Here is a 15,331-nt window from a genome sequence, read left to right as displayed (position 1 = left end):
TAATCACACTACCATGGGTGATTGCCTCTGCATTCACCGCCCCCTAAACAAAGCGCAGCATTCCGGAGAAACCCGACCATGACCACAGCCGCCATAATCGTTGCCGCAGGGCGTGGATTGCGCGCCGGAGGCGGCACGCCTAAGCAATGGCGCGCGCTGGCCGGTCGACGCGTAGCGGATTGGACAATCGACCGGTTTCGCGGCCTCGTCGACTACACTGTTTTGGTCCTGTCGGACGAAGACGCCTCGGCCTGGGAAGAGTTTCGCGAGACCGACTTAATACTGGCCGCAGGTGGTGCGGACCGGGCAGGATCGGTTCGTAACGGGTTGCAAGCATTGGAAAATCACCAAGTGACCCGCGTGCTGATCCATGACGTGGCACGGCCCTGTGTCTCGGCACATCTCATTCAAAACGTCCTGAGCGCGCTGGATACCCACCAGGCCGCGGCCCCCGGCTTACCCGTTACGGATGCGCTTTGGATCGGGCATGGTGGCTCGGTGTCTGGGACGCAGGACCGTAGCAACCTGTTCGCTGCGCAGACCCCTCAGGGGTTTGACTACGATTCCATCGTCAAAGCGCATGCCGCGCACCCCGGAGGCGCCGCCGATGATGTTGAGGTCGCGCGGGCCGCAGGTCTTGAGGTTTGCATTGTGCCAGGCGATGCGGACAATCTGAAAATCACCCGCCCCGAGGATTTCGAACGGGCGGAAAGCATAATGGGAACGACTATGGATGTGAGGCTGGGCAACGGCTATGACGTGCATCGTTTTAGCGATGGCGATCACGTGATCCTCTGCGGCGTGAAGGTCCCGCATGAACGCGGGCTGCAAGGGCATTCCGACGCGGATGTCGGGATGCACGCGGTCACCGACGCGATTTACGGCGCGCTAGCACAAGGGGATATCGGCCAGCACTTCCCCCCTTCGGACCCGCAATGGAAAGGCGCAGCCAGCGAGATCTTCCTGCGCCATGCGGTCGAGTTGGCCGAGGCGATGGGCTACCGCATCTCGAACGTCGATTGTACGCTGGTCTGCGAATACCCCAAGATCGGCCCTCATGCCCCGAAAATGAAAGAAGAAATGTCGAACATCATGGGATTGCGCACTGATCAAGTCTCGGTCAAGGCAACTACGTCCGAGCGTCTGGGCTTTACCGGCCGCAGCGAAGGCATTGCATCGCTCGCCACTGCCTGTCTGGTGAAAGCATGAACATCGCGCGTCTGATCGGAACTGTCGGCGGCGTCGGATATCTGCGCCCTGCCCCCGGCACATGGGGATCGCTTGTCGCCCTGCCTCTGGTATGGGTCCTGCACGTTCTAGGCGGCTTCCCCCTGCTCGTCTTCGCGACGCTCGTTGTGTTCATCGCAGGGCTGTGGGCCACAAAAGTGATGACCGCCGGGCAAGAGGATCACGACCCGTCCGAGATCGTCGTCGATGAAGTCGCAGGCCAGTTCGTCGCGCTCTGGGCCATTTCTTACCCAAGCTGGGCACACGGTATCGAGATCACCGCGCTCTGGCCCGGTTGGGTCGCGGGGTTCCTGCTGTTCCGGCTGTTCGACATCACCAAGCCCGGCCCGGTCGGCTGGGCCGATCGCAAAGGAGACGCGATGGGCGTGATGCTGGATGATGTGATCGCCGGGATCTTTGCCGCCATCTGTGTGATGGTTCTGGCCGGGATCGCACATGGAGTGTTGGGCCTATGACCGTATCTGAGCTGTTGGACCGTGCCATAGAGCAAGGCATCATGATCGCGACGGCAGAAAGCTGCACGGGCGGCATGGTGGCCGCTGCCTTGACCGACATCCCCGGCAGCTCGGCCGTGGTGGAGCGGGGTTTCGTCACCTACACCAACGACGCCAAGCAGCAGATGCTTGGCGTGCGCGGCGAGACGCTGGACGCCTATGGCGCGGTCTCAGAGCAGGTCGCACAAGAAATGGCCGAAGGCGCTCTGCGCCAGTCGCGCGCGCAGCTGGCCGTGTCGATCACCGGCATCGCAGGCCCCGGAGGATCGGAATTCAAACCCGAAGGCCGCGTGTGCTTTGGCCTTGCCGCCGAAGGGCAACCTACGCGCACCAAAACTGTCGAGTTCGGCGCTCTGGGGCGCGAAAGGGTCCGTCAGGCCGCGCGGGATCATGCGCTGGAAATGCTTTATTCCGGTCTTTCGCAAACCGCTTAAATTTACAGCAACTATACTGCATTGACGCAAAATTAAGCGTCAGTTGAAAAAAAGCCGTCTAAATAGGCGTCTTTTTGCACCTTTGCCTCTTTTTTCCCCGATCCAGCTCAGCTTCAACCCGCCGCACACCACTCACGAGGTGTCGGCCGTGGCGGTTTGCCCGGCCGACGCCCAAACGGCAAAAAAGGAGACCGGCCCATGAACGGAGCCGATACAGCCTGGATCATTGTGGCAACCGCACTGGTCCTGTTCATGACATTGCCGGGCCTTGCCCTGTTCTATGGCGGGCTTGTGCGTGCCCGAAATGTCCTCAGCGTGTTTATGCACTGCTTCTCGATTGCCTGTTTAATGAGCATCCTTTGGCTGGTCGCGGGTTATTCCATCGCCTTCGGGCCCGGTGAAAGCGGGTTCTGGGGTGGATTGGGCAAAGCGTTCCTGAACGGTGTCGATGCCGAAAGCCTCGCGGGCACCCTACCCGAAATCCTATTCTTTGCCTTCCAGATGACCTTCGCGATCATCACCCCCGCCCTAATCGTCGGCGCCTATGTCGAGCGGGTCGGCTTTGGCTTTGTCCTCACCTTCTCGGGCCTGTGGATGCTGCTGTGCTACGCGCCGGTGGTCCACTGGATCTGGGGCGGCGGGATGCTGTCTGATGGTGGCATTCTGGGTGAGATCGGCGTGCGCGACTTTGCTGGCGGCATTGTTGTTCACGAGACCGCCGGTCTGGCCGCGCTGATCATCGCCGTAATCCTCGGCCCGCGCCGCAACCGCACGACGCCTCCGCACAATCCGGGCTTTGTCATGATCGGTGCCGCGATGCTGTGGGTCGGATGGTTCGGCTTCAACGGCGGCTCGCAACTGGCCGCTGACGGAGGCGCCGCAATGGCCATGACCGTTACACATCTGTCCGCTGCAACTGCATCCCTGACCTGGGCACTGTGGGAGAAGATCCGCTTTGGCAAAGCCTCGATGGTGGGTCTGGTCACCGGCACCATTGCGGGTTTGGCCTCAATCACTCCGGCTTCGGGCTTTGTGGAGCCTGTGCAGGCGCTGATCATCGGGGCAGTGGCCGGTGTTCTGTGTCAGGAAGCCGTCTTTATCATCCGCTACAAGCTGAACATCGACGATACGCTGGACGTCTTTGCCGTGCACGGTGTCGGGGGCATCTTTGGCACCCTGATGATTGCGCTGTTTGGCCTAGGCACATGGACAGCACAACTGGGAGGCCTCGTGATTGTGGGTGCCTTTACGGCAGTTGTCACCTTTGTGTTGATCAAGGTGGTTGCAGCCATCACCCCGCTTCGCGTAGACGCCGAGACCGAGACAAACGGCCTCGACCTGTCTGTACACGGCGAGCGCGCCTATGACATGAGCAGCTAAGCCCACCTTAGTTGCCCATTGCCCGCAAGGGCAAAAGCGGACCTGTCGCGGGTCCGCTTTTTCTTTGTTCGGCCCTCTCGACTCCGGGCCGATGGACAGGCTATCAGCCCGCAACACTCTTTCAGCCCCGAGGTTTGCGCCATGATCCCCAGTTCATTTCCCGACAGCTCTGAAATCGCCCGCCTGACCGCGCGGATGCTGCTGGAGATCAAGGCCGTTCACTTTAACTCGCGCGAGCCGTTCACACTGGCCAGCGGTCTGCCCAGCCCCACCTATATCGATTGCCGCAAGCTGATCTCATACCCACGCATCCGCTCAACCCTGATGGATTTCCTGACCATCACCGTGATGCGCGAGGCGGGGTTCGAGGCGTTTGACAATATCGCGGGCGGTGAAACGGCGGGCATCCCCTTTGCCGCCATGGTCGCCGAGCGGATGGCCCTGCCCATGACCTATGTGCGCAAAAAGCCCAAAGGCTACGGCCGTAACGCCCGCATCGAAGGCGCGATGACCGAAGGGGAACGCGTGCTGCTGGTCGAGGATCTGACCACCGATGGCGGCTCCAAGCTGTCCTTCGTCGATGCGATCCGTGAAACGGGCGCGACCTGCGGCCATACCGCGGTGATCTTCTACTACGGCATCTTCCCCGAGACCGAGAAGACCCTCGGCGAACACGGCGTGAAGCTGCATTCGCTGTGTACGTGGTGGGACGTTCTGGCCGAGGCCAAGGCACAAAAGGCCTTTGACGAAGAGACCCTTAGCGGTGTCGAAGCCTTCCTGAACGACCCGCGCGGGTGGCAGGACGCGAATAAATCGTAAAATTCGGCCTGTGGGTAAGCTGGGGATATTTGATTTTCGAATCGATCCAAAGCGCGCCTATCTAGTCGAAATTCGCGCCCATTGCACCAAATGTTGCGATAGCTTTCGTCACGTGCAAAACTGGGCGGAAGTTATCCCCATTCAGATGGGCAGTTATCCCGAAGCCGGGGGCGGTTATCCCAACTTACCCCCATTCATTTGCAGATAGCTTGAACCGGGGCTTGGCGTGTAGAACCTCGGAACGGGCAGCGGGGACAAGATGAACGAGATCAGCAGTATCGAGCAGGCAGCGGCACAGATTCAAAACGCCGAGACCATGCCGCATTCCATTGAGGCTGAGCAGCAGCTTCTGGGTGCGATCCTGACCAACAACGATCTTTATGACCGGGTGGCTTCGATCATCGGGGCGGAACATTTCTACGACCCGGTTCATGCCCGCATCTATGAGGTCGCGGCCAATCGCATCGCCAAGAATGCGCTGGCCTCGCCCGTGACGCTGAAATCCTTCATGGCCGAGGATGAGGGCCTGAAGGAACTGGGCGGCCCCGCTTATCTGGTCAAACTGGCAGGCGCGTCGATCAGTGCCTTTGCGGTGCATGACTATGCGCAGATGATCTATGACCTCGCCATCCGGCGAGAGTTGATCCGGCTGGGCCGCGATATCTCGGACAAGGCGGCGCGGGTGGATGTCAGCAGCGAGCCCAAAGAACAGATCGTCGAGGCCGAGCAACAGCTTTATCAATTATCCGAGCAGGGCCAGACCGAACAGGGATTTCAATCCTTCCTCAAGGCGGTCACAGAAGCCGTCAACGTCACCAACGAAGCGTATCAGCGCGGTGGTGGCATGGCAGGGATTTCCACAGGTCTGGCCGACTTGGACAAACAGCTTGGAGGTCTACACCCGTCTGACCTGATCATCCTTGCGGGTCGTCCGTCGATGGGTAAAACCTCGTTGGCGACCAACGTGGCGTTCAACGTAGCCAAGGCTTACAAGCGCGGGCTGAAACCTGATGGCAGCGAAGGCGCGATTGATGGCGGCGTCGTGGGATTCTTCTCGCTCGAGATGAGCGCCGAACAGCTGGCCGGTCGTGTTCTGGCCGAAGCCTCTGAAATCTCCAGCCACAAGATCCGTCAAGGTGACATGACCGAGGCCGAGTTCCGCCGTTTCGTCGATGCCGCTAAGGAACTGGAAGCCTGCCCTCTGTTCATTGACGACACACCTGCCCTGCCGATCTCGCAGCTTGCCGCCCGCGCGCGGCGGTTGAAGCGGACGCATGGACTGGACCTGCTGGTCATCGACTATCTGCAGCTGTGCCGGGGCATGTCCGACAACCGCGTCAACGAAATCGCCGAGATTTCGATGGGCATGAAAGCGATTGCCAAGGAACTGAACATCCCCGTCATCGCCTTGTCCCAGCTGAGCCGTCAGGTAGAAAGCCGCGACGACAAACGCCCGCAGCTAAGCGATCTGCGGGAATCGGGCTCGATCGAACAGGATGCGGACGTGGTGATGTTTGTATTCCGTGAGGAATATTACAAGGAACGCGAAAAGCCAGGCGATCATGAGCTGGAAAAGATGGAAGAGTGGAAACAGGCCATGGAGCGCCTGCATGGCAAGGCCGAGGTGATTGTCGGCAAGCAGCGCCACGGCCCCATCGGCACGGTCGAGTTGTCGTTCGAGGCGCAGTTCACCCGCTTTGGCAATCTGGTCAAGCCCTGGCAACAGGGCGGCGAGATCGAAGGGTACTAAAAGCCCCCTCAAACATTCAAACAGCCGATTTTGAATGCCAATCGTGGTGTGTTAGTGTGTACTGAATGACGGCACGTACTGCCGGATTTTAGCAAGGCCTACGTCATTGCCCGCGATCATTTCGGAAATACGATACAGAAACGGGCCAAATTTTGCGCCAGACGGCGATTTCATCGAAATCCGCGTTCCGACCGGTACGGATGTCTCGGACCTGAGGGTTCAAGTTTACAATGCCAACGGAACAGTACGTAGCTCCACAGATGTCGATACAGCGCCGGTGAACACGGTCAACGGTTTCGACTATTATGTGGTCTCGGCACGTATCAACCGGCTGGGCGCTGTGTCGCTTGACGACAATGGCACGGTGCTGAGCTTTGTGTCCTTCGACAATGAGGTCACCGCAACACAAGGCGCCGCCAGCGGGCAGACCTCTACCCAGATCGGCAGCAACGGAACAGATGACACCTCGTCCCTGACCTCGACCGACGGGTTGAATTTCGTCGAGAACCCCAACCCAAGCCCCGGCGCGCCATGCTTCACAGCCGGCACTCTGATCGGCACGCCGCGTGGCAAGGTTCCTGTTGAGGCACTCCGCGCCGGAGATCAGGTTCTACTCGAAGATGGCCCGCCGGAGACCCTGCGTATGACCCTGTCCCGCAGCCTCAACCGGGCCGAGTTGATAAAGACCCCGCAACTGTTTCCGGTTCGCATCGTCGCTGGCGCGCTTGGGCAGTCGCTGCCGAAACGTGATCTTATGGTCTCGCGCCAGCATCGGATGCTGATCCGATCTCCGATTGCGCAGCGCATGTTCGGGACCGAATCCGTTTTGGTCTCGGCAATTCAATTGACCCGAATGCCCGGTGTATTCGTCGACACCAGTGTCTCGCAGGTGACCTATCACCACCTTGTGTTCGACCGCCACGTGGTGCTGTTTGCCGAAGACGCGCCCAGTGAAAGTCTATTTACCGGCCCGCAGGCGCTGCAATCCATGGATGACGCCTCACGCGAGGAGTTGCTGCTGCTGTTCCCGCAGCTTGCACTCTTTGCCGCCCCGCAGCCCGCGCGCTACATTCCAAGCAAAAAGCGTCAGCGCAAATTGGTGACCCGGCATCTTAACAACAACAAGCCGCTGCTTGACGAGCGGCGATAAGACGGGCCTCCTGCGTGGGTCGCTCTGAACGATCCGCCGCTCAAAAGACCTTTGACTTGTATCGCTGCACAATCCCGATACGCGCATCACTGCCAGTCAAAAGCCCCTTAAACCTACCCAAATTCCTGCGTCAGATGGCCGTATGCCGCCTATCTTGCGGATTTTCCTGACAGGTTGTGTGCGATCCCCTCTTGACCTGCCGTGTTCCAGTGTCATGAACAACTCCATGAGTACCGCACGTTTGACGATCAATCTTCAGGCGCTCGCCAGCAACTGGCGGGCGCTCGATGCAAAAACGGATGTCGAAACCGGCGCCGTAGTAAAGGCCGACGCCTATGGTCTTGGGGCTGAACCTGTCGCCTGGTCATTGGCCGAGGAAGGTGTCCGCAAGTTTTTTGTCGCCGTCGCCGAAGAAGGCGCAGAAATTCGCGAGGCGGTCGGGCCTGGCCCGATGATCGCTGTATTCTCAGGTCATATGGACGGGGATACCGAGCTGCTGCGCGATAACGACCTGATACCCCTGATCAACTCGGGCGAGCAATTCCAACGCCACCAACAGGCTCTGCCTGAACATGGGTTCGGCATCCAGCTTGACACCGGCATGAACCGTCTTGGACTGGAGCCCGCCGACTGGGCCGAGCTGCGCCCTCAGGCCGAGGCGTTGAACCCGGCGGTTGTGATGTCTCATCTGGCCTGCGCGGACGAGTCGGACCATCCAATGAACCAGCAGCAACTGACCGCGTTTCGAGGGATGACCGACGGGATGACGGCCCCCCGGTCTCTGGCTGCCACCGGAGGTACTTTGCTGGGGCCTGAATTCCACTTTGACTTCTGCCGTCCTGGCATTGGCCTTTACGGCGGGATGCCCTTTGCCGAGGCCAAGCCCGTCGTCACCGTCGATCTGCCGGTCGTGCAGGTGCGCGACGTCGCGGTTGGAGAGACCGTGGGCTACGGCAACAGCTGGACGGCACGCCGCCCGTCAAAGATTGCCACCGTCACCGCCGGATATGCCGACGGCCTGCACCGTGCCATCGGCGGCGGTATTGACGCCTTCGCAGGCAACCAACCCTGCCCGGTTGTCGGTCGCATCTCGATGGATCTGATCACCATCGATGTCACCGATCTGGGCTTTGAGCCCGAGAAACTGCGCATCCTTAACGGACATCAGACCGTTGACGATTTGGCCGAGGCTGCAGGTACAATCGGCTATGAAATCCTAACATCAATGGGCCGCCGTTATTCACGAGGGTACGTGGAATGAACCCGCTGTCTCTGCTGGGTGGGCTGGGCCGCACAGTTCTGACTCTGCTGGCCGCGTTTGGGCGCGTGACCCTGTTTGCGCTGGATTCACTGTCGCATATCCTGCGCCCGCCCTACTACCCGCGCGAGATCGCGATGGCGCTGCTGAATATCGGCTGGCTGTCGCTGCCCGTGGTCGGCCTGACCGCCATCTTTACCGGCGGCGCATTGGCCCTGCAGATCTACGCAGGCGGCGCACGGTTCAATGCCGAGGCCGTGGTCCCTCAGATCGTTGCCATCGGCATGGTACGAGAGCTTGGACCGGTGCTGGTCGGTCTGATGATCGCGGCGCGCGTGACCTCCTCTATCGCGGCCGAAATTGCTACGATGAAAGTGACTGAGCAGATTGACGCGCTGGTCACCCTGTCTACCCATCCGATGAAGTACTTGACCGCCCCGCGCGTGCTGGCGGCGCTGATCACGGTGCCGATTCTTGTCGGTATCGGCGACATCATAGGCATCATGGGCGGCTACACTGTGGCGACACAGAACCTCGGGTTCAACCCGGCTGCCTATCTGCAAAACACGGTCAACTTCCTTGAAACCCGCGACATCGTCTCATCCCTTGTCAAGGGTGCTGCCTTCGGCCTGATCGCGGCCATCATGGGCTGTTATTACGGTATGAACTCGGGCCGAGGCGCACAAGGCGTGGGCCGCGCCACCAAAGGCTCGGTCGAGGCAGCAGCCGTGCTGATCCTCGCTGCCAACTTCGTTCTGACAGGAGTGTTCTTCTCGCTATGATCCGGATGGAGAACGTCAAAAAGTCCTTTGATGACAACCACGTGCTGCAGGGCATGAACCTTGAGATCACCAAGGGCACCTCAATGGTCATCATCGGTGGGTCCGGCACGGGCAAATCGGTCGCGCTGAAATGTATCCTCGGCCTGATCAAGCCCGACAGCGGTGTGATCTATGTCGATGGCAAGGACGCCAGCAAGGGCGACCGCGACGCGTTTCTGGCGCGCTTTGGCATGTTGTTCCAGGGTGCGGCGCTGTTCGACTCGCTGCCCGTCTGGCAGAACGTTGCCTTCCGCCTGCTACGAGGCTCGCTGAAACGCCCCACGGATGAGGCGCGCGAGATCGCCATCGAGAAACTCCGTCGTGTGGGCCTGAAATCCAACGTCGCCGACCGCTTTCCGTCCGAGCTGTCGGGCGGGATGCAGAAACGTGTGGGCCTTGCCCGCGCCATCGCCGCCGAGCCCGAGATCATCTTTTTCGACGAGCCCACGACGGGGCTGGACCCAATCATGTCCGGCGTCATCAACGATCTGATCCGCGAGATCGTGACCGAGATGGGCGCAACCGCCATGACCATCACCCACGACATGACATCCGTCCGCGCAATCGCCGACAACGTGGCGATGCTGCATGACGGGGTGATCCAGTGGACCGGGCCTGTTGGGCAGATGGATGCTTCGGGCGATCCGTACCTGGAGCAGTTCATCAGCGGGAGTGCGGAAGGGCCGATTGAGGCGGTGCGGTGATAAAACCAGTCGATCAATTCGCTGATTTCGAGTAAAGTTTGCTCTCAAGCAATTTTGAGCATCCATATGGTCGACAGTATAAAAGTTGGCTCCATTGTAGACTGGCTAGTCGCGGGAGCACCCCCGCCCAAGTCAATTGAAGAACTTTTGTTAGAGTGCTCTTCTCGTCTTATCGACGCTGGGGTGCCGCTTTCTGCATGTGTGGTTAACGGTATTTTCGTACATCCTCAAATCAGAGGTATACGGTACAGCTGGACACGAGAAAAAGGTGTCAGAAGAAGAACTTTTGATCATTCCTTTATGAAATCGCCAGAGTTCCTCGAAACGCCGCTTTCCAAGATGATTGAAAATCCCGAAGAGATTCGTTTTCGCTTTTCGAGCGGAAAGACGCGAGTTACGTCAAGGTTTCAAAGAGCCTACAAGGACTTGGGATATAGCGACGTCTTGATTTTACCTCTAGTGAACACTGACGGAAGCGCCACGGGAAACATAGAGTTTTCGACTAAAAATGCAGGAGGCTTCAATGGCCAGCAAGTTGAGGCTCTCAATGCGCTCCGGAACCCAATTGCAAGGCTGAAGGAATATCACACCGAGCATTTTGACAAAAAATTTGTTCTGGAATCCTATGTCGGACGCGAACCATGCAAAAAAATCCTTAGCGGCAAAGTAAGTCGAGGTGAAGGCGAAGTGGTTACCGCGGTTGTCTTGTTTGCGGACCTTTCGGGTTTCACTCAGATTGCTGATGCATCAAATTATGAGAGCGTGTTGGGAACTCTTAATTCCTTTTTTGGAATCGTCGGGCAGAACGTCGAAAAGTACCAAGTTGAGATTTTAAAATTCATTGGAGATGGAGTCTTAGTAATTTACAGCTCTTCATTTTCTAGAGACGCGCAAAAAGCAGCTGCGCAATGTGCCTTAGCAACTGTTGAAGATATAAAAAAAGAAATGAAAGCTCAATTTCCAGAGAAGCAACTTTCGTTCAAATCGTCCCTCCATGTGGGCGAAGTGTTCCTAGGAAACATTGGAACAGAATCGAGATTGGACTTTACTGCGATAGGGCCAGCAGTGAATTTAACTGCGCGGATGCTCGAAGAGGCAACCAAACAAGGTATCAAGATGATATGCTCTGCTGCTTTTCAAGATCTTCTTGAGGACGTCGAAACGGTTGCGATGGAGCGTGAGCTTCGTGGTTTCAAAAAAAGCCAAAAAGTCTACCAAATTCGAAACTACTCCATCCCTGCAACGTGGAAAGGATTCTCATAGTGTCAGCCAGATCAGTTTGTACATGACTAGTAAGGACTCAGTACATTGTACGTTTTCGTGTATCCGCGTTCTTGTTCGAGACTATGACCCTCCGCCTCGCTACCCTCTCCCTCCTGATCCTCTACCCGATCGCGTGGTTCGCGCCTTTGATGCGCGCGGGCCTGCTGCCGATCTTCGGCTTATCCGAAATCAGCGTCATCACCGGCCTCCAATCTCTATGGAAATCCGACATCTTCCTCGCGCTGGTCGTCACCGTCTTCGCACTCTTCGCGCCCTACATCAAAACCATCGGCACCGCTCTGATCCAATGGGACCTGCTGGACGCCCGCGTCCAACCCGCGCTGAACATCCTGGGCAAGCTCGCCATGGCCGATATCTTCCTCATCGCGCTCTATATCACGCTCGCCAAGGGGATCTCTTACGCGACCATCGAGACGGCCTGGGGCCTTTACCTGTTTACCGGTTGCATTCTGGCCTCGATCGCGCTGGGATATATTACCGAGATGACATCCACTTCACGAAAAGCTTAGACCGTGTTGATTGAAAACACATTTCTAAGTATCATCTCTATATTTCGAGCAGCAAAGTTCTAGTGTGTACGGGTCCGCAGAGGATCACATTGCGTGTTTGATATGTCCTCCGCTTCGGCCCGATTTGTATCGGTTTGAGAAGGAGATGGACGACCATGCCCGCCCTCAACAACATTACATTGCAATTTCAGAATGCCTTTTTAAGACTGACTTTTTTCATGATCTGCGTCGCAGCCCTCGGCGCGGTGGTTGCAACCGCACTTTCGGCGCTGGGGGTTTTGCCCTGGCTGTCCCTTCAGGCCGGATTCGGCCAGACCGGCGTGATCGACGCTGGCATTTTTGTTCAGATCGGCCTGACCTGCCTGATTCTGATGCTCGGCTTTTACCTGCCCTCTAGCGCCCGGATGATGGCGCTTGAGAACGCGCACAGGAAGTTCTCGCTGAAAATGCAGGACATCGTCGAAGCGTACCAAGTCGCCCATGCTGCAGATCGCAGCGGCGTTTTCGCTCTGGCGTCGGAATTCGATGCGGTAAAAGAGCGTATGGCCTTTCTGCGCGACCACCCCGACCTTCAGGCGCTCGAACCTGAGATCCTGGAAACCGCTGCTCAGATGAGCCAGATCAGCCACGAACTGGCCGAAACCTATGGCAACGACCGGGTCGAACGCGCCCGCATGTTCCTGAAACAGCGGCAGGAAGAAGTTGAACTGTTCCAGCAACGGATCGAGGACGCCCAGACCATCCTGCACGAACTCAGCCAATGGACGCGAGATATCGAGATCGAGGAATCCATCGCCAAATCTCAGCTGTCGCGATTGCGGGATGAACTATTCGAACTTCTACCTGAGCTTTCGGCGCAATTGCAGACACCTCCTGACGGCAGCGACCCAAGCGCCTCCAGCGTGGTCGCAATGTCGCACCCTCGCGCCGCGGAATAAGCGCGTCAGCGCCCGCCGCACCCGATGGCCCGCAGGGCCTGAGGACGCGGCGCGCCACCGGCGGAGATGAAAGCCCGCAAGGGCTTGAAGAACCGCCCATCCTCGGGCACCAAAGGCCTCATGGCAAAGACGACTTCTTTCTCCTGTTCGGCCTGCGGTGCGACACATACAAGATGGTCCGGGCGGTGCGACGCCTGCGGCGAATGGAACACGATCACCCAGGACGTGCCCCTGTCGGCGGGTCCGGCCAAGAAATCCCTCGGCGGCAAGCGGGGCCAGTCTATTGCACTCACGGACTTGTCGACCGAGGAGACCCCGCCACCCCGTACACTCAGCGGGGTGGATGAGCTTGACCGCGTTCTGGGCGGCGGCCTTGTCCCCGCCTCAGCCCTGCTAGTGGGCGGAGACCCCGGCATAGGCAAATCCACCCTTCTGCTGCAAGCCGCCGCTCGGTTCGCGCGCGCTGGTGTGAAAACGATCTATGTCTCGGGCGAAGAAGCCAGCGCGCAGGTCCGTATGCGTGCCCGCCGTCTGGGGCTCGAGGACGCGCCGGTGCAACTGGCGGCGGAAACCAATCTGCGCAACATCCTGACAACGCTGGAGGCCGAAAGACCCGGCCTCGCCATCATCGACTCGATTCAGACCATGTGGGCCGACAATGTGGACAGCGCGCCCGGCTCGGTGTCACAAGTCCGGGCTGCAGCGCATGAATTGACCACGTTTGCGAAACGACACGGTGTGTCGATCGTGATGGTCGGCCATGTCACCAAAGAAGGCCAGATCGCAGGCCCGCGCGTTGTCGAACATATGGTCGACACCGTTCTCTACTTCGAGGGCGAACGCGGCCACCAGTTCCGCATCCTGCGCGCGGTCAAGAACCGTTTTGGCCCCGCAGACGAGATCGGCGTGTTCGAGATGACGGGCAAAGGGTTGGCGCAGGTCACCAACCCCTCGGCCCTGTTCCTGTCCGAACGCGGCACGCCGAGCCCCGGCTCGGCCGTCTTTGCCGGGATCGAGGGTACTCGCCCTGTTTTGGTGGAATTGCAGGCACTCGTCGCCCCGTCACCGCATTCGCAACCCCGTCGTACCGTCGTCGGCTGGGACAGCGGGCGGCTGGCGATGATCCTCGCCGTGCTCGAAGCCCGCTGCGGCATCCCCTTCGCGGGTCTCGACGTCTATCTGAACGTGGCCGGAGGGCTGAAGGTCAGTGAACCCGCCGCCGATCTGGCTGTTGCCGCAGCGTTACTAAGTGCACGCGAAGACAGCGCCCTGCCCGCTGATACGGTCGTTTTCGGAGAAATCTCGCTGTCCGGGGCACTTAGACCGGCCCCTCAGACCGAAAACAGGTTGAAAGAAGCACAAAAACTTGGTTTCACATCGGCAATCGCTCCGGCGGGCGGCAAAACCGGCACTGTGGCAGGTCTGACACTCACCCGACCCTCTGATTTGGTTGGGTTTGTTGGCGAAACCTTCGGAGCAGGTTAAAGTCCGGCCCTGAGGGGCAGAAAAAGAACAGGCGAGGGCCATGGAAGGTTTTACAATTATTGACGGGGTTGTGGCCCTGATCATCGTGCTGTCAGGCATTCTGGCCTATTCGCGCGGTTTCATGCGCGAGGTTCTTGCCATCGCGGGTTGGGTGGCAGCAGCTGTCCTCGCATTCATCTTCGCACCGCAGGCCGTGCCGCTGGTCAAAGAAATCCCGGTGGTCGGAGACTTCCTGCGCGACAGCTGCGAATTATCGGTCATCACCGGCTTCGCAGCCGTGTTTGCAATTGCCCTGATCATCGTCAGCATCTTCACGCCGCTATTTTCATCGCTGGTGCAGCGGTCGGCACTGGGCGGTCTTGACCAGGCGCTTGGCTTCTTCTTCGGCATCGCACGTGGCATCCTACTGGTCGCTATCGCGTTCTTTGTCTACGACACCGTGATGACCGGCCAGTCCTACACTCTGGTAGACGAAAGCCGCTCGGCCAAGGTGTTCGAACAGTTCAGCACCCAGATCGAAGAACAAAACCCCGAGGCCGCGCTGGGTTGGGTCACGGCACAATACGAAGAGCTGGTGGCCAGCTGCACCGCAGGCGACGCGGCCCCTGCTGCGGAAACCACCGACAGCTAATTCATACAGAATGTTCATCGAAAAGCCCGGCCTCGCGCCGGGCTTTTTCATTGAACGAACCCCTCACCCCCGCAGACCGTACAGCGGGTGGTTTTCAACCCGAAACAGCCATCACAGCGGCTGGAAATCGGTTTACCTAGAATATCGCGGCTTTTGACCACTTCACCTGCCCCATTGCAGATCGGGCACGGCGCACGCCCCATGCCGCGGCACCGATGGCAGCGCCTTTTGGGCGGCTCATCTTTCTTGTTTGGTGAGCGTTCCTGCCACATTCTGGCCCCCTCCCCGATAAGATCCGCGATGAAATTATGCATATGTCAGCACAAATGAATTCATATGTCACCACGCCGCAACTGAAGAAATCGGAACTGCGGCCTATAGAAATGTGATCCTTTGATGACAGCCGCGTTCTAAGGCAGTATGTGG

Annotated in this window: 15 protein-coding genes; all 15 read left to right on the top strand. The window is 58.7% G+C overall.

Translation table 11 applies throughout. The features are described from left to right. The first annotated feature begins 78 nt into the window (after positions 1–78). The 15 genes from ACR0IP_RS01925 (at position 79) to ACR0IP_RS01855 (ending at position 14,905) form a co-directional block, all read left to right on the top strand. A complete protein-coding gene (locus tag ACR0IP_RS01925) occupies positions 79–1,209 on the top strand; it encodes a bifunctional 2-C-methyl-D-erythritol 4-phosphate cytidylyltransferase/2-C-methyl-D-erythritol 2,4-cyclodiphosphate synthase (protein WP_480523482.1) in 1,131 nt (376 codons plus the stop codon). Then, complete coding sequence (locus ACR0IP_RS01920) at positions 1,206–1,703, top strand: phosphatidylglycerophosphatase A family protein (protein WP_480523480.1); 498 nt, start codon at positions 1,206–1,208, stop codon at positions 1,701–1,703. Before ACR0IP_RS01925 ends, ACR0IP_RS01920 begins: the two co-directional genes overlap by 4 nt. Continuing rightward, a complete protein-coding gene (locus ACR0IP_RS01915; protein WP_480523478.1) occupies positions 1,700–2,176 on the top strand; it encodes a CinA family protein in 477 nt (158 codons plus the stop codon). Before ACR0IP_RS01920 ends, ACR0IP_RS01915 begins: the two co-directional genes overlap by 4 nt. 198 nt (positions 2,177–2,374) lie before the next feature. After that, entirely contained in the window at positions 2,375–3,556 is a 1,182-nt protein-coding gene (locus ACR0IP_RS01910; RefSeq protein WP_480523476.1) for an ammonium transporter, read from the top strand. Positions 3,557–3,697: 141 nt separating this feature from the next. Further along, the gene (locus tag ACR0IP_RS01905; protein WP_170373870.1) at positions 3,698–4,375 is read left to right on the top strand and encodes an orotate phosphoribosyltransferase; all 678 of its coding nucleotides are present in this window, start codon (positions 3,698–3,700) and stop codon (positions 4,373–4,375) included. Positions 4,376–4,634: 259 nt separating this feature from the next. After that, positions 4,635–6,125, top strand: coding sequence for a replicative DNA helicase (locus ACR0IP_RS01900; protein ID WP_170373871.1), 1,491 nt, complete (start codon positions 4,635–4,637; stop codon positions 6,123–6,125). A 106-nt stretch (positions 6,126–6,231) separates the two neighbouring features. After that, positions 6,232–7,275, top strand: a complete 1,044-nt coding sequence (locus tag ACR0IP_RS01895) for a Hint domain-containing protein (RefSeq protein ID WP_480523473.1) — start codon at positions 6,232–6,234, stop codon at positions 7,273–7,275. A 226-nt stretch (positions 7,276–7,501) separates the two neighbouring features. After that, positions 7,502–8,536, top strand: coding sequence for an alanine racemase (gene alr, locus ACR0IP_RS01890; RefSeq protein WP_480523471.1), 1,035 nt, complete (start codon positions 7,502–7,504; stop codon positions 8,534–8,536). Beyond that, positions 8,533–9,315: an MlaE family ABC transporter permease gene (locus ACR0IP_RS01885; RefSeq protein WP_170548344.1), complete on the top strand. Its 783-nt coding sequence runs from the start codon at positions 8,533–8,535 to the stop codon at positions 9,313–9,315. The genes alr and ACR0IP_RS01885 overlap by 4 nt, the downstream gene beginning before the upstream one ends. Continuing rightward, positions 9,312–10,058, top strand: coding sequence for an ABC transporter ATP-binding protein (locus tag ACR0IP_RS01880; RefSeq protein ID WP_425082899.1), 747 nt, complete (start codon positions 9,312–9,314; stop codon positions 10,056–10,058). The genes ACR0IP_RS01885 and ACR0IP_RS01880 overlap by 4 nt, the downstream gene beginning before the upstream one ends. Positions 10,059–10,124: 66 nt before the next feature. Next, complete coding sequence (locus ACR0IP_RS01875; RefSeq protein WP_480523469.1) at positions 10,125–11,321, top strand: adenylate/guanylate cyclase domain-containing protein; 1,197 nt, start codon at positions 10,125–10,127, stop codon at positions 11,319–11,321. 83 nt (positions 11,322–11,404) lie between these two features. Continuing rightward, positions 11,405–11,851 (top strand): paraquat-inducible protein A, encoded by a 447-nt coding sequence (locus ACR0IP_RS01870; RefSeq protein WP_170638573.1) that lies wholly within the window; start codon positions 11,405–11,407, stop codon positions 11,849–11,851. Positions 11,852–12,006: 155 nt separating this feature from the next. Then, the gene (locus ACR0IP_RS01865) at positions 12,007–12,789 is read left to right on the top strand and encodes a kinetochore Spc7 family protein (RefSeq protein ID WP_480523467.1); all 783 of its coding nucleotides are present in this window, start codon (positions 12,007–12,009) and stop codon (positions 12,787–12,789) included. 120 nt (positions 12,790–12,909) lie between these two features. Then, a complete protein-coding gene (gene radA, locus ACR0IP_RS01860) occupies positions 12,910–14,274 on the top strand; it encodes a DNA repair protein RadA (protein ID WP_170373878.1) in 1,365 nt (454 codons plus the stop codon). A 40-nt stretch (positions 14,275–14,314) separates the two neighbouring features. Then, complete coding sequence (locus tag ACR0IP_RS01855; protein WP_170373879.1) at positions 14,315–14,905, top strand: CvpA family protein; 591 nt, start codon at positions 14,315–14,317, stop codon at positions 14,903–14,905. Positions 14,906–15,331: the final 426 nt, after the last annotated feature.

Source organism: Ruegeria sp. AL11 (assembly GCF_056540865.1).
Note: the sequence above shows the minus strand (reverse complement) of the source record. Positions and strands in the feature narration are given on the sequence as shown.

What these genes read in the sequence shown, in the direction of transcription:
- ACR0IP_RS01925 (WP_480523482.1), top strand. Translation starts at nt 79, where the DNA reads ATGACCACAGCCGCCATAATCGTTGCCGCAGGGCGTGGATTGCGCGCC.
- ACR0IP_RS01920 (WP_480523480.1), top strand. Translation starts at nt 1,206, where the DNA reads ATGAACATCGCGCGTCTGATCGGAACTGTCGGCGGCGTCGGATATCTG.
- ACR0IP_RS01915 (WP_480523478.1), top strand. Translation starts at nt 1,700, where the DNA reads ATGACCGTATCTGAGCTGTTGGACCGTGCCATAGAGCAAGGCATCATG.
- ACR0IP_RS01910 (WP_480523476.1), top strand. Translation starts at nt 2,375, where the DNA reads ATGAACGGAGCCGATACAGCCTGGATCATTGTGGCAACCGCACTGGTC.
- ACR0IP_RS01905 (WP_170373870.1), top strand. Translation starts at nt 3,698, where the DNA reads ATGATCCCCAGTTCATTTCCCGACAGCTCTGAAATCGCCCGCCTGACC.
- ACR0IP_RS01900 (WP_170373871.1), top strand. Translation starts at nt 4,635, where the DNA reads ATGAACGAGATCAGCAGTATCGAGCAGGCAGCGGCACAGATTCAAAAC.
- alr (WP_480523471.1), top strand. Translation starts at nt 7,502, where the DNA reads ATGAGTACCGCACGTTTGACGATCAATCTTCAGGCGCTCGCCAGCAAC.
- ACR0IP_RS01885 (WP_170548344.1), top strand. Translation starts at nt 8,533, where the DNA reads ATGAACCCGCTGTCTCTGCTGGGTGGGCTGGGCCGCACAGTTCTGACT.
- ACR0IP_RS01880 (WP_425082899.1), top strand. Translation starts at nt 9,312, where the DNA reads ATGATCCGGATGGAGAACGTCAAAAAGTCCTTTGATGACAACCACGTG.
- ACR0IP_RS01875 (WP_480523469.1), top strand. Translation starts at nt 10,125, where the DNA reads ATGGTCGACAGTATAAAAGTTGGCTCCATTGTAGACTGGCTAGTCGCG.
- ACR0IP_RS01870 (WP_170638573.1), top strand. Translation starts at nt 11,405, where the DNA reads ATGACCCTCCGCCTCGCTACCCTCTCCCTCCTGATCCTCTACCCGATC.
- ACR0IP_RS01865 (WP_480523467.1), top strand. Translation starts at nt 12,007, where the DNA reads ATGCCCGCCCTCAACAACATTACATTGCAATTTCAGAATGCCTTTTTA.
- radA (WP_170373878.1), top strand. Translation starts at nt 12,910, where the DNA reads ATGGCAAAGACGACTTCTTTCTCCTGTTCGGCCTGCGGTGCGACACAT.
- ACR0IP_RS01855 (WP_170373879.1), top strand. Translation starts at nt 14,315, where the DNA reads ATGGAAGGTTTTACAATTATTGACGGGGTTGTGGCCCTGATCATCGTG.